Below are 24,823 nucleotides of genomic sequence, written 5' to 3'. Positions count from 1 at the left end.
CATTCTTCCGCGTGAAGGATGCTTTTTTTGATTTCTTGATTAAATTTTGATAACTGCGCTGTAAAGTCTTACATATCAAATAACAAAGCAGAGGGGTAATCATATGAGCAACATCATAGAAACGAGACAGCTGCAAAAATCATTCGGCAGACAACAGGCAGTGGCTGATGTGTCTCTATCGGTTAAACGCAACAGTATATACGGCCTGCTCGGTCCGAACGGCGCGGGAAAATCGACGACTCTCAAAATATTGACCGGCATGCTGCAGCAAACATCCGGCGAGGTTCTGTTCGACGGACATACATGGAAGCGCGAAGATTTGAAAAGCATCGGTTCCCTGATTGAAGCGCCGCCGCTTTACAGCAACCTGACAGCCGCTGAAAATCTGAAAGTCCGCTGCGTGATGCTCGGACTGCCTGATTCAAGAATTGCGGAAGTGCTGGAAATCACGGGATTAACGGGAACCGGAAAAAAGCGCGCCGGACAATTTTCCATGGGAATGAAACAGCGTCTCGGCATTGCGTTAGCATTATTAAACCGTCCGTCGCTCTTAATTCTTGATGAGCCGACAAACGGATTGGACCCGATGGGGATTCAGGATTTGCGGGAATTTATCCGCTCCCTGCCCGGACAGGGAATGACGGTTATTTTATCAAGCCACCTGTTATCAGAAGTCGAGCAGATCGCAGACCATATCGGAATCATCAGTGACGGCGTTTTAGGATATCAGGGAGAAATCAGCCGGGAAGACGATCTGGAGCGGCTGTTTCTGGAGGTTGTCAAATCAACACGGGAGAAAGCGGGGACAGGAAAATGATTCAGTACATGCAGGCGGAACACCTTACATCTAAAAGAACATTTATCAGAAAGCTGATCATTCTTATCCCGCTTCTGAACACGGCTTTTTCTTTTCTGCTGAATACGGCTTATTTTATGACGGGCACGTTCAATTGGTGGGCGGTTATTTTCATGCCGCTCATGATTGCTCTAATGTGCGGTTTATCTGTTAAAAAAGAGAAAAAATCAGCGAATGACCGCGCGGTGTACTCATTGCCGGCAGATTTAAAAAGCATATGGTTCTCAAAAATAAGTTTGATCGCGCTGTATTCACTCCTGTCGCAAATCGTCTTTTTAGTCATCGTGTTTTTGCTTGGCCTTGTGTTTCCGGCAATTGCTGCGGTTCAGCTGAAAGGTATTGAAGCAAGCTCCCTTTTGTGGCTGACGACGCTTTGGGAAATCCCATTGTGCTTATGGATTGCCAGACAGTTCGGATTTACGGCAGTCATTCTCATCAATATGATCGCCGCCTTTGTTTTAGGCATTGTGCCGGCGTCCGGTTCATTGTGGTGGCTGAGTCCGTGGAGCTGGTCAGTCCGGCTGATGTCACCGATTCTCGGAATCCACCCGAACGGAATTCCGCTTCCCGCAAACAGCGGCTTATTAAACGGAAACGTGATCATTCCGGCTATTATTCTTTCTATTCTTTCTTTTATCGCAATAAGTTTTGTTTCCGCAGTGTCATTTTCAAAAGGAGGAAACCGGTCATGACCGTGCTTTTACGATATATGTGGGCCGATGTATTAAAAATGAAGCGCACGCCGCTCATATGGATGCATGCTGCGGCGCCGGTTTTATGCGCGGGATTTTTCCTGTTATATATGTATGGAAGGGTTCAGGAGTCTTATATGCTGTACAGCGTCTTTTTCAGCGCGATTGCCGTTTTATACCCTCTGATCATCAGTATTGTCTGCGGCATGTCTGCCTCTGTCGAGGAACAGGCGGGCCATTTTCAGATGATGCTGACGGTTCCGTATTCTAAAATCGTCAGTTTTGCGGGCAAGCTGCTTCTGCTGCTCCTATTGAATGTGTTATCGGTTGGTCTCGCCATCTGTCTTTATTTGGCGGGGTTGAAATTTGTTCTTCACATCAATGATCTCCCGTATCTTCTCTTTTTAAAAGGAGGGGCGTGGCTGATTGCCGGCAGTATTCCGCTTTATATGATGTCTTTTTTTGTCGGCATAAAGTACGGCATGGGACCGTCCGGGCTTTTAGGGGGTGCGGGATTATTAATGGCGGCGCTCATGAATACGGGACTTGGCGATATCATCTGGCGTTTTTTTCCGTGGGCATGGAGCGTGAGGCTTTCAGGCCTTGCAGGACTGCTGCATTTTGACAAAGTCAAAAAAGAGTTCCTCCCTTATGTAAGATACGATATGAGATTCGGAGAAATAATGTTATATTTTTCTATAGTGATATTATGTCTGGCCGGCCTCTATTGGTGCAGAAGATGGGAAGGGCGGCGTTCATATGAATAAAGGCAAGGAGCGATTCGGCCGGTGGCAAACATTTTAGCAATTGATGATGAAAAAGATATTCTCGTTCTGATCAGAAACATTTTACAGCGTGATCAGCATACAGTAACGATTCTCGAAAAAGCGGAAGATCAGTCATTGGATTTTTTTCAAGGCTATGATTTGATTCTTCTTGATGTCATGATGCCCGGAACGGACGGGATTGAACTCTGCCGGCAGATTCGGCCGCTGGTGGACAGCCCGATCCTGTTTTTAACGGCAAAGTCTGACGAAGAATCCATTGTGAAAGGCCTCATGACAGGCGCTGATGATTACATCACAAAGCCGTTCGGCGTACAGGAATTGATGGCAAGGGTAAACGCGCATGTCAGAAGGGAACGGCGGGAAAAGCATCAGACGAAACGGCTGATATCAGGCTTCATGTTTGATTTTGACAATAAAGAAGTATGGATGGATGACCGGAAACTGCCTCTTACGAAAAACGAATATAAAATCGTTGAATTTCTGGCACAGCATAAAAACAGAACATTCTCACGGGAGCAGATTTACGAGGAAGTGTACGGCTTGGACGGCGATGCGCTCTATTCAACCATTACGGAGTTTATCAGAACCATCCGGAAAAAATGTAAAGAACACGGGGCTGATCCGATCAAAACGGTGTGGGGTGTCGGATACAAATGGGAATAGCAAAAGGAAAATCCAGCATCCGCAAAGAGCTTGTCAAATTTACCATCACTTTGTGTCTGAGCACGATGGGGGTGGCGGCATTATGCATCGCCTTAAATGCCATTGCCATGAATGCCGGAGCGATCCTGCCCGCAAACTACAGCGAGCATGAGGCGGAACAGATCAAACCCCGCCTGAAATCAGCGGAAAAGATAACAGAAGACATGATCCCCGCAGGTATGACATACGCCGTTTTTGATAAAAAAACAAAGCGGATGACAAAAGGAACGATGACGGAACAAGATGCGGCCAACGCCAGAAAAAAGATTCAGCATCAGCCGTATTTTAATTATGCTCAAAAAGGATTCATGGTGATAAATCGGAAAGATGAATACGGCGTTCTCCAATATTCACTCAGGTCGGAATTTCAGTCGCCGCTGTTAAGGCGCTATCTGCCGAATTATGAATGGACGGGTCTTACGGTTCTGATCACTTTGCTTCTTTTGACCGTTTTTATCGTGACGACGCGTTTCGCCAATCAGCTGAGACGGCATTTCAGCACACTCAGCTCCATTACGGCAAGCATTCAAAAACAGAATTTAAATATCAATCCAAAAAGGTCGCGTATAAAAGAATTTGACGATGTCATTGACTCTCTGCTGAAAATGAAAGACGCGCTTCAGGCATCTCTGGCGGCGCAGTGGGAGGCGGAGCGGATAAAGAAAGAACAGATCGGCGCGCTTGCGCATGATATTAAAATTCCGGCAACGATCATTAAAGGAAATGCCGAGCTGCTTCAGTTAACAGAGCCTGATGAGGAGCAGGCGGAATATGCGCAGTATATCCTGGATGCCGGAAACAAAATCGAGCATTATGTCGGACAGCTGATCCAGCTTTCCAAAGCAGAGGAGGCAGTTGCCGTTCATGTCGAATATACCGACCTCAAAGAGTGGATTCAAAACATATATCGTGACGCGGCGGCGCTTGCGGGGCCGAAGCAGATTGATCTCGTCCTCAGCGAGCGGGGAATTGACCGAATAGAAGCGCCGATCGATCATGAGCTGCTCCACAGGGCGGTCATGAATATCGCGGCAAATGCCGTCGACTATACGCCGGAAGGAGGGGAAATCCGTGTGGACGTCCTGTGCACCGATTCCGCCCTCCAGCTTGCCGTATCCGACAGCGGAAGCGGGTTCTCGCCGGAGGCGCTGAAAAGAGCGACACAGCTTTTTTACACGGAGGATAAAAGCAGACATTCGGCGGGGCATCACGGCATGGGGCTTACATTCGCCCATCACGTCGTACATCTTCATCACGGCGAATTAATACTTGAAAATCAGGAGTCTGGAGGAGCCCGGGCGGAGATTCGAATTCCGCTGGAAGGCGTCAGACAAAAACAAGCCCTGCACGCCTGAGGGCTTGTTTTTCTGTATAAGAAAAGCAAAAATAAAAACGGCTGTCCGTTTGAGAGATCAGCCGCTTATGCGGAAAAGAGTTTATCAGGAAGGATCAATCCATGTTGAAGACCACTTGGAAATTTCCTCTAAAATAGGGGCTAATGCGCAGCCTTTTTCCGTTAAAGAATACTCAATGCGGACAGGCGTTTCGGGGATAACATCCCGTTTGATGACACCTTCTGTTTCAAGTTCTTTCAGACGTTCTGACAAGACTCTTCCGCTTAAATTCGGAAGCGCCGCTTCAATTTCGCTAAATCGCTGCTGTCCGTTCAATAACTGAAAGACGATTAGAGCCACCCAGCGTTTACTTAGGATGTCGACCGCTTTTTCGAATCTGGGGCACATTTCTGATTGGTTCATGCTTTTTCACCTCGTCTTCTGCTATTATACCGCAAAATCGGAGGGAACGTACGTCTGGCGCTTGTTAAGTTGAGGAGAGGATCAAAAAGAGGATGAGGAATCCGGGGAGCGTTTTTTCGCTTCAGCCGCAATAAAATCAAAGTATTTGCTGACGCTTTCAATATCTTCTTTTGTGAAGTGCTGCCACTTTTTGCTGTCAAACAGCGGCAGATGCTCCGCGCCTCTGTCAACGGCGGTCTGATAGATGGCGCAGATGGATTGATAGCTTTCGGAGGTTTCACGGATTTCCTCCTGAAATGCCTTGATGTGTCCGGCCCGCGCCATTAACTCCTCGTACGGGATTTTTAATGTGTCCGCCAATTTTCTGATGGTCGCGGGTTTAGGAATGCCGCGGTGCCCGTTTTCAATTCTGGAAATGGTCGCCGAGCTGACGCCGGAATAGACGGCAAGCTGATTGACGGTAAGCTTCCGGGCGCGGCGCAGCTCTCTTAATTGCTTTCCGAATGTGTTCAATAAGATCGCCTCACATGTGCAAAGTCATGAGTCTTCATTTGTTCTTTTTTTGGCTTCCGCCGCTAAGAACGCAAAGTATTTATCAAGCAGAACCAAGTCTTCTTTCGACAGGTGCCGCCAGTTCTCCCGCTCCAAAAGGGATAAATCATGCAGCTCATACGTTTCGGCTTTTTCCAGCAAGGTGCAGCCCGTGTCGTACGGGGCTCTCGTTTCCTGGACGGTCTCTATGTATCCCGCCGTCTGCATCAGTTCCTCATACGGGATTTTTAACGCATCTGCGAGCTTTTTAATGGTTGCAGGTTTCGGCACTCCGCGTTTGCCGTTTTCAATCCGCGAGATTCCCGCGGCGCTGACGCCTGAATACGTTGCCAGCTGATTCACTGTCAGATGCCTTTTTTCCCGTAATGTCCGCAATTGTTTCCCGAAGCTTTCCACAGTCTCTCCCCCTCCCGCGGTCTATTTATATTCTAGTATGTTTATTGACTAAAGGGAATAGCCAGGCTGGAAAAGTATTGACAAAAGTTAACAAAAGCCGTATCTTATGTATAAGAAAGAAAGTATTTGACAGAACGGAAGGTGAAGAAAGTGGTCGAAAAGATACAGATCAGAAGAGATTATGTGCTGCAGTATATGGTCAATAATGACTACTCGTTAAACCAGCTCGCCCTGGAGATCGGAATATCTCCCGCCACACTGAGCCGTGTACTGAATGGAGAGCGAAGGCCGGGCCAGCTGGTCATCGGAAAAATGCTCTATTACTTTGACATGAAATTTGAAGATCTTTTTTACTACGACTTTGTTGACAAAAGTCAATGATGATGGAAGATTCAAACGCATTTCCGTTTTTCTGACATGATGTGCACCGATACGGCGTGACATGCCTTTGTTTTTCATGTAAAATAGAAGCAATGTAGGCCAGTCAGTCTGGAGGTGTATGGGATGCACACATTATTGATTACCTTATTGGTTATCGTCAGTATTGCACTTATTATTGTCGTATTGCTTCAAACCAGCAAAAGCGCCGGTTTATCGGGTGCAATTTCAGGCGGGGCGGAGCAGCTTTTCGGAAAACAGAAAGCAAGGGGCCTTGATCTGATTCTTCACCGCACAACCGTTGTGCTGGCAGTCTTGTTTTTCGTGTTGACGATTTCGCTAGCGTATATCGTATAAGGCAATGTTTGTATAAGGTCTGATTTAATATCAGGCCTTTTTCTTGTTGAGAGACGGCGTTTGTTTCTCGCAAAACTGTGGAAAACTAAATTGAATGTGCAAAAAAGGGGTTATGAGCATGAAAATTGTGACACCAAAACCATTTACATTTAAAGGCGGAGACAAAGCGGTGCTTCTGCTGCACGGATTTACGGGAAATACGGCAGACGTCAGAATGCTCGGCCGCTACTTGAATGAGCGCGGCTACACTTGTCACGCGCCTCAATATAAAGGGCACGGCGTTCCGCCGGAAGAGCTGGTACATACGGGACCTGAAGATTGGTGGAAAGACGTCATGGACGGTTATGAGTATTTACGGTCTGAAGGCTATGAAAACATTGCGGCGTGCGGACTGTCGCTTGGCGGGGTTTTTTCATTGAAATTGGGTTACACTGTACCCATAAAGGGAATTGTTCCTATGTGTGCGCCGATGCACATTAAAAGTGAAGAGGTTATGTACGAAGGAGTTCTCTCCTACGCGCGCAATTATAAAAAATTCGAAGGAAAACAGCCGGAGCAGATTGAAAAGGAAATGAAGGAGTTTGAAAAAACGCCGATGAATACGCTCAAATCGCTCCAGGAGCTGATTGCCGATGTGCGCAAAAACGTCGACATGATCTATTCCCCGACATTTGTGGTTCAGGCACGGCATGACCATATGATTAATACAGAAAGTGCGAACATCATTTTCAACGAGGTGGAAACGGACGACAAACAGCTGAAATGGTATGAAGAATCAGGACATGTCATTACACTCGATAAAGAACGGGACCTCGTTCATCAGGATGTGTACGAATTTTTAGAGAAACTCGATTGGTAACAAACAGGAGGTCGAATAATGGAAAAAGAAGCGTTTATGGACCGTCTTCTCGCGTTTATGAAGGAAGAGGCGTACAAGCCCCTTACCATTCAGGAACTCGAGGAGATGCTGAACATCAAGGAAGCCGATGAATTTAAAGAGCTGGTAAAAGCGCTGGTGGCGCTCGAGGAGACGGGACAGATCGTCCGCACCAGAAGCAACCGCTACGGGCTTCCGGAAAAAATGAATTTAGTAAAAGGAAAAATTTCCGCGCATGCGAAGGGCTTCGCGTTTCTGCTGCCGGAGGATACCTCTTTAAGCGACGTGTTTATTCCGCCGAACGAGCTGAATACGGCCATGAACGGCGATATCGTCATGGTGCGGCTCAATTCCCAGTCAAGCGGATCGAGACAGGAAGGCACGGTCATCCGCATCCTGGAAAGAAGCATCGACCGCGTCGTGGGCACATACACAGAAACGAAAAGCTTCGGCTTTGTCATCCCGGATGATAAGAAAATCACGAGTGATATTTTTATTCCGAAACATGCCAATAACGGCGCTGCGGAAGGCCATAAAGTCGTCGTCAAACTGACAAGCTATCCTGAAGGCAGAATGAACGCCGAAGGGGAAATCGTTGAAATACTCGGCCATAAAAATGATCCGGGCATCGATATTTTATCCATCATCCATAAGCACGGCCTGCCGGGAGATTTTCCGGCTGAAGCGATGGAGCAGGCAACAAGCACGCCCGATACCATCGATGAAAAAGACATCAAAGACCGCCGTGATCTCCGCGATCAGGTCATTGTCACCATTGACGGCGCCGATGCGAAGGATCTGGATGACGCCGTCACCGTGACAAAGCTTGATAACGGCAGCTACAAGCTCGGCGTTCATATTGCCGACGTCAGCCATTACGTTACGGAGAATTCCCCGATTGACAAAGAAGCGCTGGAAAGAGGGACAAGCGTGTACTTGGTTGACCGGGTCATTCCGATGATCCCGCACAGACTGTCTAACGGAATCTGTTCGTTAAATCCGAAGGTCGACCGGCTGACGCTTTCCTGTGAAATGACAATCAACCAGCAGGGACAGGTGACGGAGCACGAGATCTTCCAAAGCGTCATCAAAACGACGGAAAGAATGACCTATTCAGATGTCAACCGGATCCTCACAGAAGACGACGCCGAGCTGAAAGAAAGATATGAGCCGCTCGTCCCGATGTTTAAAGACATGGAACGTCTGGCGGAAATTCTCCGGGCGAAACGGATGGACCGCGGCGCCGTGGATTTTGATTTCAAAGAGGCGAAGGTGCTCGTCGATGAGGAAGGCGCCGTAAAAGACGTCGTCATCAGAGAGCGCTCAGTAGCGGAAAAGCTGATCGAAGAATTCATGCTTGTCGCAAACGAAACGGTGGCCGAGCACTTCCATTGGATGAACGTGCCGTTTATTTACCGGATTCACGAAGAGCCGAACGCCGAAAAACTGCAAAAGTTCCTGGAGTTCGTGACGACATTCGGTTATATCGTCAAGGGGAAAGCCGGAGACATTCATCCGCGCGCGCTGCAAAGCATTCTTGATGAAGTGCGGGACCGTCCAGAAGAAACGGTGATTTCAACCGTCATGCTCCGTTCCATGAAGCAGGCGAAATACGACCCGCAAAGCCTGGGCCATTTCGGGCTGGCGACTGAATTTTATACGCACTTCACATCGCCGATCCGCCGATATCCTGACTTAATCGTTCACAGGCTGATCAGAACGTATTTGATCAACGGACAATCGGACGAAGCAACTCAGGAAAAGTGGGCCGAACGCCTTCCGGAAATCGCTGACCATACGTCAACGATGGAACGGCGCGCCGTTGATGCCGAGCGGGAAACGGACGATCTGAAAAAAGCGGAATATATGCTTGATAAAATCGGCGAGGAATTTGACGGCATGATCAGTTCCGTCACGAATTTCGGAATGTTCGTCGAGCTGCCGAATACGATTGAAGGGCTTGTGCACGTCAGCTTTATGACGGATGATTATTACCGTTTTGACGAGCAGCATTTCGCCATGATCGGTGAACGCACGGGCAACGTTTACCGCATCGGAGACGAAATCACGGTCAAAGTCGTCGACGTCAATAAAGATGAGAGAAACATCGACTTTGAAATTGTCGGCATGAAAGGCACCCGCCGTCCGAGAGAAACAACAGGCGACCGCAGAAAACGAGGCAGACCGGCGCGGAAACGCGTGTTAAACAGCAATACCCCGGCTTCACCGCCGAAATCGGAGGAAAAAGGGGAATGGTTTACAAAACCGAAGAAGAAAAAGAAAAAACGCGGCTTCCAAAACGCGCCGAAACAAAAACGCAAAAAGAAGAAGTAAATGCGAAAAGCAAATAGGGCATAATGCTCTGTTTGCTTTCTTTCGCAAGCCGCATTTTCATTGTCGCGGAACGCTCCATTTGCTAAAATAAAGCGTATCGCACACATGAACGGTTTTTGCGGAGAGAGGAGGATAAGGCATGCCAAAAGGATCAGGCAAAGTATTATCGCAAAACAAAAAAGCAAACCATGATTACTTTATAGAAGAAACCTATGAAACAGGCATCGTGCTGCAGGGAACGGAGATTAAGTCCATCCGCGCCGGCCGCGTAAACATGAAGGATTCCTTTGCGAAAATCGAGCGCGGCGAAGTGTTCCTCCACAACATGCACATCAGCCCGTACGAGCAGGGAAACCGCTATAACCACGACCCGCTCCGGACGAGAAAGCTTTTGATGCACCGGAAAGAAATCAATAAGCTGATCGGCCTGACGAAAGAGAAAGGCTATTCCCTCGTGCCGCTGAAGCTGTACTTGAAAAACGGCTTCGCCAAAGTGTTAATCGGCCTCGGAAAAGGGAAGAAAACATACGATAAACGTGAAGATTTAAAACGAAAAGACGCCAAAAGAGAAATCGAAAGAGCGTTCAGAGACAGACAAAAAGGCTTCTGATGCCTGAGCCTTGATGTGATGATATACCCTGTGCTATACTGTTCACACATCAGATTCACAGGCTGTTTGTTGAAGATATTCCCAATTGAATTTGCCTGTGATCATGGTATAATAACAGTACAGCCAGTTGAGCTAGAGCTTGATAGATCTCCCGTATACCCTTAACAAGGGGACGTTACGGATTCGACAGGGATGGATCGAGCTTGAGCTGCGAGCCGAGAGGCGATCTCGTTAACACGCACCTAAATATAACTGGCAAAACTAAAAGTTTTAACCAAAACTTAGCACTAGCTGCCTAATAAACGCAGCGAGCTCTTCCTGACATTGCCTATGTGTCCGTGAAGAGCACATCCAAGTAGGCTACGCTTGCGTTCCCGTCTGAGAACGTAAGAAGAGACTGACAGACTAGCTCTCGGAAGGCCCGCCCGCAGGCATGAAGACGAGTGAAACACGAAATATGCAGGCTACGCTCGTAGACGCTTAAGTAATCGATGTTTCTGGACGTGGGTTCGACTCCCACCGTCTCCATACATAACAGAGGAACCGCAGTGCCGTCACATGACGCACTGCGGTTTTTTCATGCCGAAAAAAAGGAGTGAATGTAAATGGAAATCGTCATCATAGACGGAAAAGATGTTACAAGCACAGAAGCTTTACACCGAATCTTAAAAGATCAATTAGATTTCCCGGACTTTTATGGTGAAAATCTGAACGCCTTATGGGATTGTCTGACAGGCTGGATCGAACTTCCGCTGACTTTGGTGTGGAAGAATTTTGAGATCAGTCAGAAGGAATTGGGTTCGGATGCTGATGATGTCTTGGAGCTGTTTCAAGAGGCTCAGGCAGAATTAGATGGTGAATTTTTCATTCAAATTGATCAGCCGTCAGCCGGGACAACGGACAGGCACTAAAAAGTGCGTACTTCCCCTCATCCATTTTTCTATCCGATAATAGGGACGGAAGGTTTCAGGCTTTCGATTTCTGTCCATATATAAGAAGAGACTTATGATAGGGAGGAATGGATGATGGACTTGCAGTTGAAAGGGAAGACGGCGCTTGTGACGGGATCTACGTCAGGCATCGGGAAAGCGATTGCGGCTTCGCTGATTGCAGAAGGTGCGGCCGTGATCATTAACGGCCGCCGTGAAGAAAAGGTAAACGAAACGATCCGGGAACTAGAGAAACAGACGCCGGATGCCCGTCTCTATCCGGCCGCATTTGATTTAGGCACGGCGGAAGGGTGCGGCGCGATTTTTCAGCAATATCCGGATGTGGATATTCTCGTCAACAATTTAGGAATCTTTGAACCTGCGGAATACTTTGATATTCCTGACGAAGAGTGGCTCCGGTTTTTCGAGGTGAACATCATGAGTGGCGTGCGGCTGACACGCCGGTATGCAAAGCGGATGATTGAGCGGAAGGAAGGACGGGTGATTTTTATCGCGAGTGAAGCGGCCGTCATGCCTTCTCAGGAAATGGCTCATTACAGCGCTACGAAAACAACGCAGCTGTCGCTGTCACGCAGCCTGGCCGAGCTCACGGAAGGGACGAATGTGACGGTGAATACGGTCATGCCCGGCTCCACGAAAACAGAGGGCGTCGAAACAATGCTTGAGTCGCTTTATCCCGGTGAAAACCTGACCGCGGCGGAGGCGGAGAGACGATTTATGAAGGAGAATCGTCCGACGTCGATCATTCAGCGTTTGATCCGTCCGGAAGAGATCGCCCACTTTGTCGCCTTTTTAAGCAGCCCGCTGTCGTCTGCCATTAACGGATCTGCATTGCGGGTCGACGGCGGCTTGGTGCGGAGTATTATATAAGATGAACATAAAAAACCCCCCCGCAAAGTGGCGGGGGTTTTTTTAATGCGGATCACGCTGAAACCGGCCGATGATCCTGCTGATTAAATCTTTTGTTGCACAGTCAAAGTGCTCTTCTTTTTGGTTTGTCAAAAGCCCGACAGGCGGTGAAATTGTTAAGTTATGGATCGGAATGACCTTCGTGCCCTCGATCGGCTCTGAATGCGCCGTCGCCGTAAAGATTGAGACGCCGATATTTTCCCTGACATAGTATTGATGAGCCATGCTGCTGGTCAGCTCCATTTTTCGATAGCGGCTCCCGATGGCCCGCTGCAGGTGCTGTTCAATTTGAATCCGGATCGGGCAATTGGCGGGCGTAAAAATCAGGCATTCATTTTCTAAATCTTCGAGATTAACGCTTGCTTTGGCGGCAAGGGGATGTCTGTCTGACACGATGACATTGAGCGAGTCATGGAAAAACGGATCGAAATAATTTTCCAGAATCAGCTCCGGCTCGCCGCATACCGCAAAATCAATGGCGCCCTCCAGCAGTTTGCGGCTGCATGTATTGGCATCATCCACGCTGACATTGACCGACATGTCCGGATAATCATTTAAGAAACCCCGCAGCACGGCAGGGAAGATCAGACTTGCCGTCGGTTCGGATATGCCGATCTGAATAAGGCCGGCCTGGCCCTGTCTGATATCGGCCAGAGTATGGTCAAGCACCTCGTATTGCGCGAGAAGCTGCCCGGCCCGCTCATGAAACAGCCGCCCCGCCCTTGTCAGCTTCAGCTTCTTTCCCCGTTCAAACAGCTGCGCGCCTACATCCTGTTCCAGCTGTTTAATCCGCATTGAAATCGTCGGCTGTGAGTAGTTCAGAATTTCTGCGGCCTTATAAAAGCTGCCTGACTGTACGATGGTATGAAACGTTTTAATGGTTCGTAGTTCCAACGAAATCCCCTCCCGGCTGTTCATTAATTTTCTTGAACCTTTCCTTTACTTTTTTTGATTAGTCAAACAAATCAGTTTGCTTTATAGTATAAACAATCAAAGCTTAGTAAACAAATTGGAATTATATATTTTTGCGGGGAGAGTGACCGGAATGAGTGAAGACATATTTCGATTGGCTGAGAAAAAGGATGCGCCGGAGTTTTTAGAGCTGCTGTACAGCGCGTTTCAGCCGATCCGCAATTTGGAGATTGACTGGCCGTCGGCGCGGGCCGACATCGATATGGTAACGGAAAATATTGAAAATCATTCAGCCGTCGTGCTCGAACGGGACGGACGGCTTCTTTCAACCATTACGATCCGTTTTCCGTGGGAGAGTGACACGCCTCCGTCAAAATATCCGTTTGTCTGGTGGTTTGCGACGCTTCCTGAGCTGAAGGGGCAGGGCATCGGCAGCAAACTTTTGACTTATGTGGAGGAACATGTGCTGCGGGATACGCTGAAGGCCCCTGCCATCACGCTCGGCACTTCGGCGCGCAAGCATCCCTGGCTTGTAGATATGTACAGACGGAGGGGATATGAAGTGTATTTTGAGCAGGAGAAAGACGGAGACATCGGAGTCATGATGAGAAAGGTGCTCATACCGGAGCGGTTTGACGCGTCGCTGTTAGGCACACCGAGCTGGGCGCAATGATCAAAAAACGGATCAGAGCCGGCTGTCTGCTTCTGCTGCTCGGCGTGCTGGCCGGGTGCGGGCAAGGAGCAAGCACGAAAGCGGGGAGCGGCGTGCAGACCGTCATCGTCGGCACGGGAACTGATTTTCCGAACATTGCTTTTATGGATGAAAAAGGCGAGCTGACCGGCTATGACATTGAAGTGATGAAAGCCATTGATGAACAGCTGCCGCAATACAAATTTGTCTTTAAGACGATGGATTTTTCGAATCTGCTTACAAGTCTCGGAAACCGGAAAATTGACGTGATCGCGCACAATATGGCGAAAAACAAGGAACGGGAGAAACGCTTTTTGTATCACAAAATCCCGTATAACTACTCGCCGATGTACATCACGGTGAAGGCGGATAATGACGCGGTACGCACGCTCCGGGATTTAAAAGGGAAAACCGTCATCGTCGGCGCGACGTCAAACGCGGCGGATTATATGACGGCATACAACAAAACCCACGGCAGCCCGATACATTTGAAATACGCCGGGCAGGGCGGCAATGATACAGCGAACCAAATTGAGACAGGACGCGCTGACGCCACCGTATCCACGCCGTTTGCCGTCGATTTTCAAAATAAGACGCACGCGTTCAAACAAAAGACGGTCGGTGATGTGCTGCTCGATACCGAGGTGTATTTTATGTTCAATAAAAACAGCCAAACCCTGGCGGACGATACGGACCGGGCGATTCAAAAGCTTGAGAAGGACGGCACATTGAAAAGGCTGAGTGAAAAATGGCTCGGCGCGGATTATTCAAAATCAAGTTTCACGAAATAATTGAAGCAGAAAACGGGGCGATCACATGAAAATAAGACTGGCGGTCATGTCATTAACAATTGCGGCAACGGCGGCGTTATCAGCCTGCGGCGCGGGAGGGGAGGCGGCATCAGGCAATCAGAAAAACGTGAAGAACATTACGGTCGGCACGGGGACTCAGTTTCCGAATATTTGCTTTATTGATGATAAAGGCAAATTGACGGGCTACGACGTTGAACTGGTGAAAGAGCTTGACAGGCGCCTGCCGGACTATCGATTCACCTTTAAAACGATGGATTTCTCCAACCTGCTTGTCAGCCTCGGCCAGCATAAAGTCGATATCGTGGCTCATCAAATGGAGAAAAGCGCCGAACGGGAGAAAAAATTTCTGTTCAATCAAGTCGCGTATAACAACTTCCCGCTGAAAATCACGGTGCTCCAAGATAATGGGGACATTCACGGCATTAATGACTTGAAAGGAAAGCGGGTCATTACAAGTCCGACGTCAAACGGCGCGCTTGTGCTGAAAAAATGGAATGAAAAACACGGCAGTCCGTTTGAAATCGCCTATGCCGGCCAAGGTTCAAACGATGCGGCCAATCAGCTGAAATCCGGCCGCGCCGATGCAACGATTTCAACGCCGTTTGCTGTCGATTTTCAAAACAAAACGAGCGCGATCAAAGAAAAAACGGTCGGCGGGGTGCTGTCAAATGCCAAAGTGTTCTTTATGTTTAACAAAAATGAACAAACGCTGAGCGATGACATTGATAAAGCGCTCAAGGAAATCATTGATGACGGCACGCTTAAAAAGCTGAGTGAAAAGTGGCTCGGCGCGGATTATTCAAAGGAGCAATATTAAGTGAAAAAGAGAGGGACCGGCAATGGAAAAAGCGTTTGATATCAGTATGATCGTGTCCTTTGTGCCGACATTGCTCGGGTATTTGCCCGTCACGCTGTATATATTGGCGGTGTCTTTGCTGTTCGGCTTTCTATTGGGGCTGCTTTTGGCGCTGCCCCGCATCTATCGCATTCCCGTTTTGAATCAGTTTGCGAAGCTGTATATCTCTTTTTTCAGAGGAACGCCTATCATGGTGCAGCTGTTCATTGTATTTTACGGCATTCCGGCGCTCACGGCGCTCGCCGGAATTGATACCTCTAAAATGGACCCTTTGTATGCGGCCATCGCCACGTACGCGCTGAGCAGCGCAGCAAGAGCGGCCGAAATCATCAGGGGAGGTGTGAACAGCGTCGGCCGCGGGCAGGCGGAGGCGGCGTTCAGCATCGGGCTGAACGGGGGGCAGACATTCCGGCGCATCATTCTGCCGCAGGCGCTCGTGCAGGCCTTTCCCAACATCGGGAATATGGTGATCGGTTTCTTAAAAGATACATCACTCGCTTTTTCGATCGGCGTGATGGATATGTCGGGCAGAGGACAGACCTTAATTACATCGAGCAATCATTCTCTTGAAGTGTATATCTCGCTGTCTGTTCTGTATTACGCGGCCGCCCTTTTATTTGAATGTGTCTTCAGATGGGCCGAAAAACGAATCAAGAAAGATGAGACGCGCCTTGTGACGGTTTTTGACATGAGTGCGCACGGCTGAAAAGGAGGGAGAACAGTGGAGCTGGACATTCCGTTTATCGGCACTGCGATAAAACAAATGTTGAAAACCGTTCCGCTTACATTGGCGATGACGATCATTCCGATTATTGCCGGATTTTTCATAGCTCTCGGCAATATCACGGTGCGTATATTCCGCATCAAATGGCTGCTGGCCTGCTCAGCGTTTTACGTGTCTTTTTTCCGCAGCACCCCGGCGATTCTCCATATTATGCTGATTTATTTAGGGGTTCCGCTGATTGCCGATCAATTCAGCCGCGCGTTTCATCTCGGCTGGTCAGCCAATCAGATTCCGGTCGCCGTGTTTGTCATCATGGCACTGTCATTAACGGCAGGCGCTTATATGACGGAAATTCTCCGATCCGGGATCATGGCCGTCGATACGGGGCAGGCGGAGGCGGCATATTCAATCGGTCTGACGCGGGGCCAGATGATTCGGCGCGTAATTCTGCCGCAGGCGTTCATGATATCGCTGCCGAACTTCACCAATATAGGCATCGGCTTTTTGCATACCACTTCCATCGCGGCAATTGTTGCAGTGCCTGAAATTACAGGAACGGCGACGATTGCGGCATCCGATAACTATGCGTTTCTGGAAGCATTTATCGGGGCGGCCGTGATTTATTGGGGATTAACGCTGATTCTCGAAGCTGTAAACAGTCTGGCGGAAAAAAGAGCGGCCAGATATCAAGGAGGCGCATTATGATCGAAATCCGAAACATTCAGAAATATTTTGGCAGTCATCACGTGCTAAAGGGGATCAATTTAAGTGTCCGGAAAGGAGAAGTCGTGACCATCATCGGTCCGAGCGGTTCCGGGAAAACCACTTTTCTGCGCTGCCTTAATTTGCTTGAGCGGCCGGATGAGGGGGCCATTTCACTGCACGGTGAAGTCATTAACTGCAAAAAGCCTGCCAAAAAAGACATTCTCAGACTGAGGAAACAGACGGCGATGGTTTTTCAGCAATATCATTTGTTTTCGCATAAAACGGCGATTCAAAATGTCATGGAAGGCCTGACGGTCGCAAGGAAAATGAAAAAATCAGATGCGTACGCCATTGCCGAGCGGGAACTGGCCAAGGTGGGGCTTCAGGATAAATTACACGCCTATCCGAATCAACTGTCGGGAGGACAAAAGCAGCGGGTCGGAATTGCCAGGGCGCTTGCCATTCATCCTGATGTGATGCTGTTTGATGAACCGACCGCAGCCCTCGATCCGGAGCTTGTCGGCGAGGTGCTCGAGGTGATGCTTAACATTGTGCGGACCGGCGCCACCATGATCATTGTCACACATGAGATGGAATTCGCCAGAAGAGTGTCCGACCGAATTGTGTTTATGGATGAAGGAGCAATCGTGGAACAAGGAACGCCTGAGGAAGTTTTTCACAAGACGAAAAAAGAAAGAACGAAGAAGTTCCTCCGCCGCGTGCTGCCTGATTACGGTTATGACATAAAAGAGCGCATAAAGGAGCCTGTCGTATGATTCGTTTAAGCATTTTAGATCAAAGTGTCACCGCGGAAAACCAAACCGCAGAAGAAGCCTTGCGGCAAACGGTGAAATTGGCTCAGGAGGCCGAACAATACGGATATGACCGTTTCTGGGCGGCGGAGCATCATAACAATGAAGAGATAGCGGGATCAGCGCCGGAAATTGTTCTGGGGTATCTTGCCGCAAGCACGAAAAAAATCCGTCTCGCATCCGGCGGGGTGATGCTGCAGCATTACAGTCCTTATAAAGTGGCGGAGCAGTTCCGGGTTCTGTCCGCCCTTGCTCCCGGCCGTGTGGCGCTCGGTGTCGGCAAAGCGCCCGGCGGATTTCAGCTGTCAACCGATGCGCTGCAGCGGGAGCTTATCCAGCCCGCCCGTTTGTTTGAAGAAAAACTTGAGGAGCTGACTCATTTCATCCGAAATGATTTTCCGGACTCGCACCGCTACGCGTCATTGCGGCCGATGCCGCATACTGAGTATGCGCCTGACATCTTTTTGCTCGGCGGCAGCGCGGAAAGCGCGATATCCGCGGCCAAACTCGGCATTTCCTTCGTTTTCGCCTATTTCATAAACGGTGAAGAGGCTGCGTTAGAAAAAGCGCGCCACGCCTTTGACGAGCATCTGCCGAAAGGATCGAAGGCGGAATTTCACCTTGCGCCGATGGTATTTACCGCGCATACAAAAGCAGAAGCGGAAAAACACGTCGTATCGCGTGAGTCGGTCAAAATCATTCTCGAAGACGGCAAAAAGGTGAATGTCGGTTCCCGGGAACAAGCGGAAGCGTTTCTGGAACAAGTCACGCAGCCATATAAGCTGATCACACAAAAGACGGGTGTGATTGCCGGGACAAAAGAAGAGACCGCCGCCGAGCTGAGACGATTATCCGTTCAATACAGCATTACCGATTTTGTGATTTTGTCGCCTATCAAAAACGCTGAGGAAAAACGATTGTCTTACCGGCTGTTAAGCGAAGCGGTGCAGCCGGCTCCACAATTATAGGAGGGATGAACATGAGTCATGAAGTAAACGTAGTGGTCTGGAGCAAACAGGGCTGCTCCTATTGCGATGAAGTGAAAGGATTTTTGCGGGAAAAAGCCGTTGCATACGAAACAATTGATGTGACAGAGCGGGACGAATTGCGTGACGTGCTGCAGACGAAGTACGGCATCCGTCATGTCCCCGTCGTTGAAATCGGCAGCGGTGACAGCCGTGTGTATCAGGCCGTTACTCAAGTCGGCATTGATCATGTAGAACGGGCGCTTGCCGATTACGAGGGGAAAAAGGGGGAGAGAAAATGAGCCGGACGGATCTAATTCAATTCGGAGCCATGATTCACGGTGTCGGCGGCACAACGGACGGCTGGCGTCATCCCGACGCCGATCCGACAGCAAGCACGAATGCGGCGTTTTACAGGCAAAAAGCGCAGACTGCTGAAAGAGGGCTGTTCAGCTTTGCTTTTATTGCGGACGGCTTGTTCATTTCTGAAAAGTCCATCCCGCATTTCTTAAATCGGTTTGAGCCGATCACTATTTTATCGGCGCTTGCCGCCTCTACAACCCATCTTGGTTTAATCGGCACATTTTCCACCTCGTTCACTGAGCCGTTTACCATCGCAAGACAGCTGATGTCTCTTGACCATATCAGCGGCGGCCGGGCGGGCTGGAATCTCGTCACCTCTCCGCAGGCGGGAGCCGCGCGCAATCACAGCAAAGAAAGCCTTCCCGACCACAGCCGGCGCTACGACATCGCTCAGGAACATGTGGACGTGGTGCGCGGTCTGTGGAATTCCTGGGAAGAAGATGCCTTCGTCCGCAACAAAGAAACCGGGCAGTTTTTTGATCCTGACAAACTGCATCGCCTGTATCATAAAGGCGAGTATTTTCAAGTGGAGGGCCCGCTGAATATCGGCCGGTCCAAACAGGGAGAGCCGGTCGTTTTCCAAGCGGGGTCTTCAGAGACCGGCCGGTCGTTTGCCGCGCGTAATGCCGATGCAGTCTTTACGCACTCCAATTCACTTGAGGAAACGAAGGCTTTTTATGATGATGTGAAGAAGCGGACGGCGGATTACGGCCGCGACGCTTCCAAGCTGCGGATCTTTCCGGGAATCAGTCCGATTATAGCCGGTTCACTAGAAGAAGCGGAAGCGAAATATCAGGAATTCGCCGAGCTGATACCGATAGAGAACGCCGTTAAATATGTGGCCAGATTTTTTGACGATTATGATTTGAGCCGTTTTACGCTGGATGAGCCGTTTCCTGATTTGGGTGACGTCGGGAAAAACGCGTTTCAAAGCACGACAGACCGTATCAAAAGAGAGGCCAAAGCCAGGAATCTTACGCTGCGTCAAGTGGCGCGCGAAGCCGCGTTTCCGCGAACCAACTTTATCGGGACACCGGAACGTGTGGCATCATTAATTGAAACATGGTTTCAGCGGGAAGCGGCGGACGGGTTTATCATTCACTCTGACATCCCGGGCATGCTTGAAGCCTTTGTGGATCAAGTCATACCGATCCTTCAGAAAAAGGGGCTGTACCGAAAAAGCTATCCGGCGGAAACACTGCGGGGGAATCTCGGGTTGGATATTCCGATCTGCAAACCAAATCCGATTTTGAGCAGAAACTAAATGTTTCTGCTTTTTCTGCTGCTTGCCATTCCCGTCATTAATAAGAAAAGAGCCGAAATTTACCCCGTTTAGAGTAAATCGGCTCTTTACTATTTAAAAGAAGGAATGAAAACCTGTTGAATGCAATCCTTCAAACTTATATTCCCTCTGAAATTGTTATAAAAATAAGTTAAATATTTAAGAGATTAGCAATGTTCCCGCCCAGTACTCGTTGTACGACTTCTTCACTTGAAGCATGGCGTTCAACTGCCAGCTTATTTAGGAATGGATCACCATATGGAAAATCAGAACTAAATAAAGTTTTCTCTGGGAGTTCTTTTATGGCCAAAGATAATGCATAGGTTGTATAAAATGCAGAGATATCCAGGTAGGCGTTTTTTGTTTCTTTTGTTAATGCAATAACTTGCAGCCAATGTATCCCTCCCAAATGGCCAAAGATTACAGGGACAGTAGGATATTTTCGAGTTAAAGCGAACAATTCCCGAATATCATTTAAATTGAGTGGATGGAATGTATGCACCCAAATCGGAAAGGAATTATAATCACTAGCTGCCTGGAATACAGGCTCAAGCATTTTAATTTGGCCTGAACCCAGAGTGAATTCTCCAAGTCCCTTCATTTTGTAATCTTTTACAATATTATCCATCCAATCGCGCAGTTCCCCGTAGGAACTTAAAAGGGGAACTGATCCAAATCCAATAAAACGGTCAGGATATTTTGCGATAGCATCCCTTAATTCTTCTAGAGCTTTTGATCGTGCTTCTAGGGGATTTATCTCGTTATTTAAAATCTGATTCAGTACATCCATTTCCTGAATAAATTCATCGTAGCTTTCACTTTTTTCTGGATGAACAAGCGTAGAGAATAAAATAGTTTTATCTATCCCGCTTGAATCCATCATTTCAATGTGTTTTTCTACAGGTAGAACTACGTGGGCATGACTATCAATAATCATTTTTTACTCTCCTTCCAATAAATTGGCTGACAGCTGATTTCGTCTTTTAGAAAATACTTCGTTAGCTATTGTTAAAATGGTATTTAATGCGACAGGAAAGCCTGCATAAATTAACATTTGCATCATAGCTTCCATAATTTCTTCTTCGGTCCATCCGACATTTAAAGCTCCGTTAATATAAAACTTTAATTGTTCCGTATTTCCTAAAGCAGTCAGACCAGCAACTGCTGCAAGAAGGCGGGATTTTAAATCTAATCCCGGTCTGGAAAAAATTTGACCGTAATTAAATTCCACAGCCAAAGTTCCCAAGTCAGGTGCTGCTGAATCTTTAAAACTGTTCACGATATTCAGGTAGTTGTCCGGATCTATTTTTGATAATACTTCCAATCCTTTTTTAAAGTTTTCTTTATTTTCAGACATTAGATATGACTTCCTTTCTCGAACTCTCTATTTTTTACTGTTCTTTTTTTAGGCAAGCTAAATAAGGAACTAAAAGCAATACCTATCATGAGTATCCCAACTGTACATACTCCATACCAATGCCATTTGCTCCAAGCAAGTACACCTAGATATGACCCTAAAGATCCGCCTAAGAATGTAGATACCATGTATAAACCATTTAATCTGCTTCTCTTTTCAGGAGATAGTTGAAAGATAGCAGCTTGACAAGCAACTTGATTTGCTTGCGTGCCAACTGTTACTAATAGTGCGCCAAGAATTAATCCTGGTAACCAAAATCCTAAGAATATGAAGATTAGAAAAGCGATTAAAGAAATAAACATACATAAGGTATTAGCAAATTTTGATCCTTTTTTATCGATCACCCGGCCAATCATGGGAGTTGCAAAGGCTCCAGCTATTCCCACTAAACCTATTAAACCTGCCGCGGTGCTCCCATAAGAATACGGAGAAGTATTTAATAAAAAAATAAGAGTTGTCCAGAAGGCACTAAAGGAACCAAACATCATTCCTTGACTAAGACAAGCTTTTTGCAACACTTTTTCCTTTTTAAATAACGTGCCTAAAGATGCAAGTAATGTTTTATACTGCATTGCATGATTTCCTTTGCTTTTTGGGAGATACATTGCCATTAAAATGATCATTATCATTGTGCCGGCAAAAGAAGCCCAATACATTGATCTCCATCCAAAATGGGAATCTGCAAAGCCGCTGATAAATCGAGCGCCTAAAATCCCGCACACTAAGCCAATGGCAACATTCCCTAACACTTTTCCTCTGTTCTCTTCTGAAGCTAAATTAGCAGCAAGAGGAACAATAATTTGAGGGACTATGGTAACAAATCCAAGAATTAAGTTTGCTGCAATCAGCCACGTTACATTCATTGATAAAGCTGTTGCGGCTAAAATCATACATACAATTGATAATAAACTTAGGATCAATTTTCTTCGTTCAAAAATGTCACCTAATGGTACCAATAGAAGATTTCCCAATGCATATCCCACTTGAGTTAAAGTTGCTACAATTCCTATATAGTTTTCAGAAACGTGAAAAGTATTTGCCATACTGACTAAGAGCGTTTGATTTAAATAGACATTAGCTACTGTAAAACCGCATGCTGCAGCCATGAGAAGAACTAATCCTTTCGGAAAAGGTTCAGCCCTATTTTTGAAAACCATAAACTCACCTCCTTCATTTATTAGAATAGATGAAGGTTTATAATGGGAATAGGAGTGTGTTTATCCTATTATTAAAACTACTACTTATAAGGGGAGAAGTTCATGTTAAGTGACAAAGAAAGAAGGAAAGAACTAGGGGATTTCTTAAAAACACGACGGGCGCGATTATCTCCTCAAGACTTTGGTTTACCGATTGGGCCGCGCAGAAAAACAGAAGGACTGCGCCGAGAAGAAGCAGCTCAGCTGGCAGGGATAGGAATAACTTGGTATACATGGTTAGAGCAAGGGCGTGATATACAGGTATCTTCAGACGTATTGGAGGCTATTTCGCGTGTATTCAGGTTAAATGAAGAGGAAAAAGAGCATCTATTTTTATTAGCGAATCAGCCATTGCTATCTAAGGCGGGAAGACCGCTCGTTGAAAGTGTAAATAGCGTCCTGAAAAATGTATTGAGTCAATTAGAATACTGCCCTACCTATGTAACCGACGAAAAATTGAACATAGTAAGCTGGAATAAAGCTGCTGCGGTGGTTTTTGGTGATTTTGATAAAATGAATGATCGAGATCGTAATGCAGTCCGGCGTTGCTTTACGTCTAAAGAATACCGAGAGCTCTTTCTTAATTGGGAAGATCATGCGCAACGCTTGATTGCTCAATTTCGTTTAGCCTATACACGTTTTGTCGGTGATGAGTGGTTTAAAGATATCATTAAAGAACTTACCAATAAGAGCCCTGAGTTTCGTAATTGGTGGCCTAAGCATGAAGTTCTAGGGACTCCTTGCGGCAAAAAAACACTTCTGCACCCTTTAGTTGGAGAAATGATTATGGACCATATTACTCTTCAGGTGTACGATGCGCCTGAACTAAAATTAACCATTTACCAACCTCGCCAAGAAGGTGAAACAGAACAGAAAATGAAGCGTTTGTTAAACTGGCAAGCAGACCTGCAATAAAAGAGTGTGATAAATACGAACGTATTAAGCGGAAATCGTTTGTCTCTAATATAAGAGCAGGAACATTTTGCACGAATACATTATCTGAAATGAAACAGCCGATTTAGCCTTAAGGTGGTCAAGATCGGTCTTTTCTTTGTCGAAATTTGCTTAACTCGGGTTTTTTTCGATTTGCTGGAGGCACTTCTTACAGCCTTTTTTAAAAAATATACTGATTTCGAGATATTATTGTTGCGAAAAGAATTTTTTGTAACTATAATTATTACAGAACTGATCAGTATAAAAAAACATTCATATTTCATAATAAATGTGTGTGTAATTTGAAAACGAAAGGGCTGTTTACAATGGCAAAAGTACTTTATATCACTGCTCATCCTCATGATGAAAAGACATCTTACAGCATGGCGACAGGAAAAGCGTTTATCGATTCTTATAAAGAATCAAACCCGAATGATGAGGTTGTACATATCGACCTTTACAAAGAGAACATTCCTCATATCGACGCGGATGTATTCAGCGGCTGGGGAAAACTTCAATCCGGCACAGGATTTGAAGAGCTTTCTGAAAACGAAAAAGCGAAAGTCGGCCGTCTGAACGAGCTGAGCGATCAATTCGCGTCAGCTGACAAATACGTATTCGTCACACCGCTTTGGAACTTCTCATTCCCGCCTGTTATGAAAGCGTACCTTGATTCTGTGGCTGTAGCCGGAAAATCATTCAAATATACAGAGCAAGGCCCGATCGGCCTGTTGACTGACAAAAAAGCGCTCCACATTCAGGCGCGCGGAGGCTATTACTCTGAAGGCCCGGCGGCTGACATGGAAATGGGCCACCGTTACATCGGCATCATGATGAACTTCTTCGGCGTTCCTTCTTTTGACGGTTTAATCGTTGAAGGCCATAATGCTGAACCGAATAAAGCACAGCAAATTAAAGAAGATGCGATTGCCCGCGCGAAAGAAGCCGGAAAATCATTCTGATCTTAAAAAAAACCTCCCCGCCGTCGGCAGGGAGT

At 47.2% G+C, this 24,823-nt stretch carries 30 protein-coding genes and 1 other RNA gene; 24 read left to right on the top strand and 7 right to left on the bottom strand.

Translation table 11 applies throughout. The annotated features are described in order from the left end of the window. The first annotated feature begins 103 nt into the window (after nt 1-103). Genes L3V45_RS16025 through L3V45_RS16005 form a run of 5 tightly spaced genes read left to right on the top strand, consistent with a single transcriptional unit; the run spans nt 104 to nt 4,393 of the window. Nucleotides 104-817, top strand: coding sequence for a lantibiotic protection ABC transporter ATP-binding protein (locus L3V45_RS16025; RefSeq protein ID WP_003151665.1), 714 nt, complete (start codon nt 104-106; stop codon nt 815-817). Further along, the gene (locus L3V45_RS16020; RefSeq protein WP_069448989.1) at nt 814-1,548 is read left to right on the top strand and encodes a lantibiotic immunity ABC transporter MutE/EpiE family permease subunit; all 735 of its coding nucleotides are present in this window, start codon (nt 814-816) and stop codon (nt 1,546-1,548) included. The genes L3V45_RS16025 and L3V45_RS16020 overlap by 4 nt, the downstream gene beginning before the upstream one ends. Continuing rightward, nucleotides 1,545-2,315 (top strand): lantibiotic immunity ABC transporter MutG family permease subunit, encoded by a 771-nt coding sequence (locus L3V45_RS16015; RefSeq protein WP_236837087.1) that lies wholly within the window; start codon nt 1,545-1,547, stop codon nt 2,313-2,315. Before L3V45_RS16020 ends, L3V45_RS16015 begins: the two co-directional genes overlap by 4 nt. Nucleotides 2,316-2,336: 21 nt before the next feature. Next, nucleotides 2,337-2,999 carry a response regulator transcription factor gene (locus L3V45_RS16010; protein WP_209387589.1) on the top strand — a complete coding sequence of 221 codons (663 nt, stop codon included), beginning with the start codon at nt 2,337-2,339 and terminating at the stop codon, nt 2,997-2,999. Continuing rightward, entirely contained in the window at nt 2,990-4,393 is a 1,404-nt protein-coding gene (locus tag L3V45_RS16005) for a sensor histidine kinase (RefSeq protein WP_236837086.1), read from the top strand. Before L3V45_RS16010 ends, L3V45_RS16005 begins: the two co-directional genes overlap by 10 nt. Before the next feature lie 84 nt (nt 4,394-4,477). Here L3V45_RS16005 and L3V45_RS16000 read toward each other — a convergent pair whose 3' ends face one another. The 3 genes from L3V45_RS16000 to L3V45_RS15990 all read right to left on the bottom strand — a co-directional run bounded on the left by L3V45_RS16000 (nt 4,478) and on the right by L3V45_RS15990 (nt 5,743). Then, complete coding sequence (locus L3V45_RS16000; protein WP_003151672.1) at nt 4,478-4,795, bottom strand: catDE operon transcriptional regulator CatR; 318 nt, start codon at nt 4,793-4,795, stop codon at nt 4,478-4,480. 81 nt (nt 4,796-4,876) lie between these two features. Next, the gene (locus tag L3V45_RS15995; protein ID WP_003151674.1) at nt 4,877-5,308 is read right to left on the bottom strand and encodes a helix-turn-helix domain-containing protein; all 432 of its coding nucleotides are present in this window, start codon (nt 5,306-5,308) and stop codon (nt 4,877-4,879) included. Nucleotides 5,309-5,332: 24 nt separating this feature from the next. Next, a complete protein-coding gene (locus tag L3V45_RS15990; protein WP_014418895.1) occupies nt 5,333-5,743 on the bottom strand; it encodes a transcriptional repressor RghR in 411 nt (136 codons plus the stop codon). A 195-nt stretch (nt 5,744-5,938) separates the two neighbouring features. Between L3V45_RS15990 and L3V45_RS15985 the strand changes: the two genes are divergently transcribed. The 8 genes from L3V45_RS15985 (at nt 5,939) to L3V45_RS15950 (ending at nt 12,119) form a co-directional block, all read left to right on the top strand. Further along, the gene (locus L3V45_RS15985) at nt 5,939-6,124 is read left to right on the top strand and encodes a helix-turn-helix domain-containing protein (RefSeq protein ID WP_087920807.1); all 186 of its coding nucleotides are present in this window, start codon (nt 5,939-5,941) and stop codon (nt 6,122-6,124) included. A 123-nt stretch (nt 6,125-6,247) separates the two neighbouring features. Then, nucleotides 6,248-6,478 carry a preprotein translocase subunit SecG gene (gene secG / locus L3V45_RS15980; RefSeq protein ID WP_003151681.1) on the top strand — a complete coding sequence of 77 codons (231 nt, stop codon included), beginning with the start codon at nt 6,248-6,250 and terminating at the stop codon, nt 6,476-6,478. 118 nt (nt 6,479-6,596) lie between these two features. After that, on the top strand, nt 6,597-7,337 hold the full coding sequence (locus L3V45_RS15975; protein ID WP_014305833.1) for an alpha/beta hydrolase: 741 nt from the start codon (nt 6,597-6,599) through the stop codon (nt 7,335-7,337). An 18-nt stretch (nt 7,338-7,355) separates the two neighbouring features. Beyond that, nucleotides 7,356-9,689, top strand: coding sequence for a ribonuclease R (gene rnr, locus L3V45_RS15970; protein ID WP_003151684.1), 2,334 nt, complete (start codon nt 7,356-7,358; stop codon nt 9,687-9,689). A 139-nt stretch (nt 9,690-9,828) separates the two neighbouring features. Next, entirely contained in the window at nt 9,829-10,299 is a 471-nt protein-coding gene (gene smpB, locus L3V45_RS15965) for an SsrA-binding protein (protein ID WP_003151688.1), read from the top strand. A 168-nt stretch (nt 10,300-10,467) separates the two neighbouring features. Continuing rightward, nucleotides 10,468-10,830: a transfer-messenger RNA gene (gene ssrA, locus L3V45_RS15960) on the top strand. 74 nt (nt 10,831-10,904) lie between these two features. Continuing rightward, nucleotides 10,905-11,210, top strand: a complete 306-nt coding sequence (locus tag L3V45_RS15955; RefSeq protein WP_024085804.1) for a barstar family protein — start codon at nt 10,905-10,907, stop codon at nt 11,208-11,210. Nucleotides 11,211-11,324: 114 nt separating this feature from the next. Further along, nucleotides 11,325-12,119, top strand: coding sequence for an SDR family NAD(P)-dependent oxidoreductase (locus L3V45_RS15950; RefSeq protein ID WP_060657540.1), 795 nt, complete (start codon nt 11,325-11,327; stop codon nt 12,117-12,119). Nucleotides 12,120-12,161: 42 nt separating this feature from the next. Here L3V45_RS15950 and L3V45_RS15945 read toward each other — a convergent pair whose 3' ends face one another. Beyond that, nucleotides 12,162-13,052: a LysR family transcriptional regulator gene (locus L3V45_RS15945; protein WP_024085802.1), complete on the bottom strand. Its 891-nt coding sequence runs from the start codon at nt 13,050-13,052 to the stop codon at nt 12,162-12,164. A gap of 151 nt (nt 13,053-13,203) precedes the next feature. Here L3V45_RS15945 and L3V45_RS15940 point away from each other — a divergent pair, with 151 nt between their 5' ends. Genes L3V45_RS15940 through L3V45_RS15900 form a run of 9 tightly spaced genes read left to right on the top strand, consistent with a single transcriptional unit; the run spans nt 13,204 to nt 20,262 of the window. Further along, on the top strand, nt 13,204-13,743 hold the full coding sequence (locus tag L3V45_RS15940; RefSeq protein WP_003151702.1) for a GNAT family N-acetyltransferase: 540 nt from the start codon (nt 13,204-13,206) through the stop codon (nt 13,741-13,743). Continuing rightward, nucleotides 13,740-14,552 (top strand): amino acid ABC transporter substrate-binding protein, encoded by an 813-nt coding sequence (locus L3V45_RS15935; protein ID WP_015387706.1) that lies wholly within the window; start codon nt 13,740-13,742, stop codon nt 14,550-14,552. Before L3V45_RS15940 ends, L3V45_RS15935 begins: the two co-directional genes overlap by 4 nt. Nucleotides 14,553-14,577: 25 nt before the next feature. Further along, entirely contained in the window at nt 14,578-15,390 is an 813-nt protein-coding gene (locus L3V45_RS15930) for an amino acid ABC transporter substrate-binding protein (RefSeq protein WP_024085800.1), read from the top strand. A gap of 22 nt (nt 15,391-15,412) precedes the next feature. Continuing rightward, on the top strand, nt 15,413-16,135 hold the full coding sequence (locus L3V45_RS15925) for an amino acid ABC transporter permease (RefSeq protein WP_032858843.1): 723 nt from the start codon (nt 15,413-15,415) through the stop codon (nt 16,133-16,135). A gap of 15 nt (nt 16,136-16,150) precedes the next feature. Next, nucleotides 16,151-16,858 carry an amino acid ABC transporter permease gene (locus L3V45_RS15920; RefSeq protein WP_015387708.1) on the top strand — a complete coding sequence of 236 codons (708 nt, stop codon included), beginning with the start codon at nt 16,151-16,153 and terminating at the stop codon, nt 16,856-16,858. Beyond that, nucleotides 16,855-17,634 carry an amino acid ABC transporter ATP-binding protein gene (locus L3V45_RS15915; protein WP_003151711.1) on the top strand — a complete coding sequence of 260 codons (780 nt, stop codon included), beginning with the start codon at nt 16,855-16,857 and terminating at the stop codon, nt 17,632-17,634. Before L3V45_RS15920 ends, L3V45_RS15915 begins: the two co-directional genes overlap by 4 nt. After that, entirely contained in the window at nt 17,631-18,638 is a 1,008-nt protein-coding gene (locus L3V45_RS15910) for an LLM class flavin-dependent oxidoreductase (protein WP_007613783.1), read from the top strand. The genes L3V45_RS15915 and L3V45_RS15910 overlap by 4 nt, the downstream gene beginning before the upstream one ends. A gap of 11 nt (nt 18,639-18,649) precedes the next feature. Further along, the gene (locus L3V45_RS15905) at nt 18,650-18,937 is read left to right on the top strand and encodes a glutaredoxin family protein (RefSeq protein ID WP_024085796.1); all 288 of its coding nucleotides are present in this window, start codon (nt 18,650-18,652) and stop codon (nt 18,935-18,937) included. After that, nucleotides 18,934-20,262 carry an LLM class flavin-dependent oxidoreductase gene (locus L3V45_RS15900; RefSeq protein ID WP_236837084.1) on the top strand — a complete coding sequence of 443 codons (1,329 nt, stop codon included), beginning with the start codon at nt 18,934-18,936 and terminating at the stop codon, nt 20,260-20,262. Before L3V45_RS15905 ends, L3V45_RS15900 begins: the two co-directional genes overlap by 4 nt. Before the next feature lie 169 nt (nt 20,263-20,431). On the opposite strand, the gene L3V45_RS15895 is transcribed toward L3V45_RS15900, so the two are convergent. The 3 genes from L3V45_RS15895 to L3V45_RS15885 are packed head-to-tail and all read right to left on the bottom strand — an operon-like array spanning nt 20,432 to nt 22,854. After that, complete coding sequence (locus L3V45_RS15895) at nt 20,432-21,217, bottom strand: amidohydrolase family protein (protein ID WP_024085794.1); 786 nt, start codon at nt 21,215-21,217, stop codon at nt 20,432-20,434. A gap of 3 nt (nt 21,218-21,220) precedes the next feature. Continuing rightward, nucleotides 21,221-21,637 carry a carboxymuconolactone decarboxylase family protein gene (locus L3V45_RS15890; protein ID WP_014305820.1) on the bottom strand — a complete coding sequence of 139 codons (417 nt, stop codon included), beginning with the start codon at nt 21,635-21,637 and terminating at the stop codon, nt 21,221-21,223. Next, on the bottom strand, nt 21,637-22,854 hold the full coding sequence (locus tag L3V45_RS15885) for an MFS transporter (RefSeq protein ID WP_014305819.1): 1,218 nt from the start codon (nt 22,852-22,854) through the stop codon (nt 21,637-21,639). Before L3V45_RS15885 ends, L3V45_RS15890 begins: the two co-directional genes overlap by 1 nt. A gap of 102 nt (nt 22,855-22,956) precedes the next feature. Here L3V45_RS15885 and L3V45_RS15880 point away from each other — a divergent pair, with 102 nt between their 5' ends. Then, complete coding sequence (locus tag L3V45_RS15880; RefSeq protein ID WP_014305818.1) at nt 22,957-23,808, top strand: helix-turn-helix transcriptional regulator; 852 nt, start codon at nt 22,957-22,959, stop codon at nt 23,806-23,808. A gap of 344 nt (nt 23,809-24,152) precedes the next feature. Continuing rightward, a complete protein-coding gene (azoRB, locus tag L3V45_RS15875; RefSeq protein WP_003151719.1) occupies nt 24,153-24,788 on the top strand; it encodes an FMN-dependent NADH-azoreductase AzoRB in 636 nt (211 codons plus the stop codon). Nucleotides 24,789-24,823: the final 35 nt, after the last annotated feature.

This window comes from Bacillus sp. R45 (assembly GCF_021729365.1).
Lineage (GTDB): Bacteria > Bacillota > Bacilli > Bacillales > Bacillaceae > Bacillus > Bacillus velezensis.
Note: the sequence above shows the minus strand (reverse complement) of the source record. Positions and strands in the feature narration are given on the sequence as shown.

Coding starts and splice junctions, on each gene's coding strand:
- L3V45_RS15925 (WP_032858843.1), top strand. CDS start 15,413: ATGGAAAAAGCGTTTGATATCAGTATGATCGTGTCCTTTGTGCCGACA.
- L3V45_RS15940 (WP_003151702.1), top strand. CDS start 13,204: ATGAGTGAAGACATATTTCGATTGGCTGAGAAAAAGGATGCGCCGGAG.
- L3V45_RS15915 (WP_003151711.1), top strand. CDS start 16,855: ATGATCGAAATCCGAAACATTCAGAAATATTTTGGCAGTCATCACGTG.
- L3V45_RS15930 (WP_024085800.1), top strand. CDS start 14,578: ATGAAAATAAGACTGGCGGTCATGTCATTAACAATTGCGGCAACGGCG.
- L3V45_RS15890 (WP_014305820.1), bottom strand. CDS start 21,637: ATGTCTGAAAATAAAGAAAACTTTAAAAAAGGATTGGAAGTATTATCA.
- rnr (WP_003151684.1), top strand. CDS start 7,356: ATGGAAAAAGAAGCGTTTATGGACCGTCTTCTCGCGTTTATGAAGGAA.
- azoRB (WP_003151719.1), top strand. CDS start 24,153: ATGGCAAAAGTACTTTATATCACTGCTCATCCTCATGATGAAAAGACA.
- L3V45_RS15975 (WP_014305833.1), top strand. CDS start 6,597: ATGAAAATTGTGACACCAAAACCATTTACATTTAAAGGCGGAGACAAA.
- L3V45_RS15950 (WP_060657540.1), top strand. CDS start 11,325: ATGGACTTGCAGTTGAAAGGGAAGACGGCGCTTGTGACGGGATCTACG.
- L3V45_RS15885 (WP_014305819.1), bottom strand. CDS start 22,854: ATGGTTTTCAAAAATAGGGCTGAACCTTTTCCGAAAGGATTAGTTCTT.
- L3V45_RS16015 (WP_236837087.1), top strand. CDS start 1,545: ATGACCGTGCTTTTACGATATATGTGGGCCGATGTATTAAAAATGAAG.
- secG (WP_003151681.1), top strand. CDS start 6,248: ATGCACACATTATTGATTACCTTATTGGTTATCGTCAGTATTGCACTT.
- L3V45_RS16000 (WP_003151672.1), bottom strand. CDS start 4,795: ATGAACCAATCAGAAATGTGCCCCAGATTCGAAAAAGCGGTCGACATC.
- L3V45_RS15905 (WP_024085796.1), top strand. CDS start 18,650: ATGAGTCATGAAGTAAACGTAGTGGTCTGGAGCAAACAGGGCTGCTCC.
- L3V45_RS15935 (WP_015387706.1), top strand. CDS start 13,740: ATGATCAAAAAACGGATCAGAGCCGGCTGTCTGCTTCTGCTGCTCGGC.
- L3V45_RS15880 (WP_014305818.1), top strand. CDS start 22,957: ATGTTAAGTGACAAAGAAAGAAGGAAAGAACTAGGGGATTTCTTAAAA.
- L3V45_RS15895 (WP_024085794.1), bottom strand. CDS start 21,217: ATGATTATTGATAGTCATGCCCACGTAGTTCTACCTGTAGAAAAACAC.
- L3V45_RS16020 (WP_069448989.1), top strand. CDS start 814: ATGATTCAGTACATGCAGGCGGAACACCTTACATCTAAAAGAACATTT.
- L3V45_RS15955 (WP_024085804.1), top strand. CDS start 10,905: ATGGAAATCGTCATCATAGACGGAAAAGATGTTACAAGCACAGAAGCT.
- L3V45_RS15900 (WP_236837084.1), top strand. CDS start 18,934: ATGAGCCGGACGGATCTAATTCAATTCGGAGCCATGATTCACGGTGTC.
- L3V45_RS15910 (WP_007613783.1), top strand. CDS start 17,631: ATGATTCGTTTAAGCATTTTAGATCAAAGTGTCACCGCGGAAAACCAA.
- smpB (WP_003151688.1), top strand. CDS start 9,829: ATGCCAAAAGGATCAGGCAAAGTATTATCGCAAAACAAAAAAGCAAAC.
- L3V45_RS16005 (WP_236837086.1), top strand. CDS start 2,990: ATGGGAATAGCAAAAGGAAAATCCAGCATCCGCAAAGAGCTTGTCAAA.
- L3V45_RS16025 (WP_003151665.1), top strand. CDS start 104: ATGAGCAACATCATAGAAACGAGACAGCTGCAAAAATCATTCGGCAGA.
- L3V45_RS15985 (WP_087920807.1), top strand. CDS start 5,939: ATGGTCAATAATGACTACTCGTTAAACCAGCTCGCCCTGGAGATCGGA.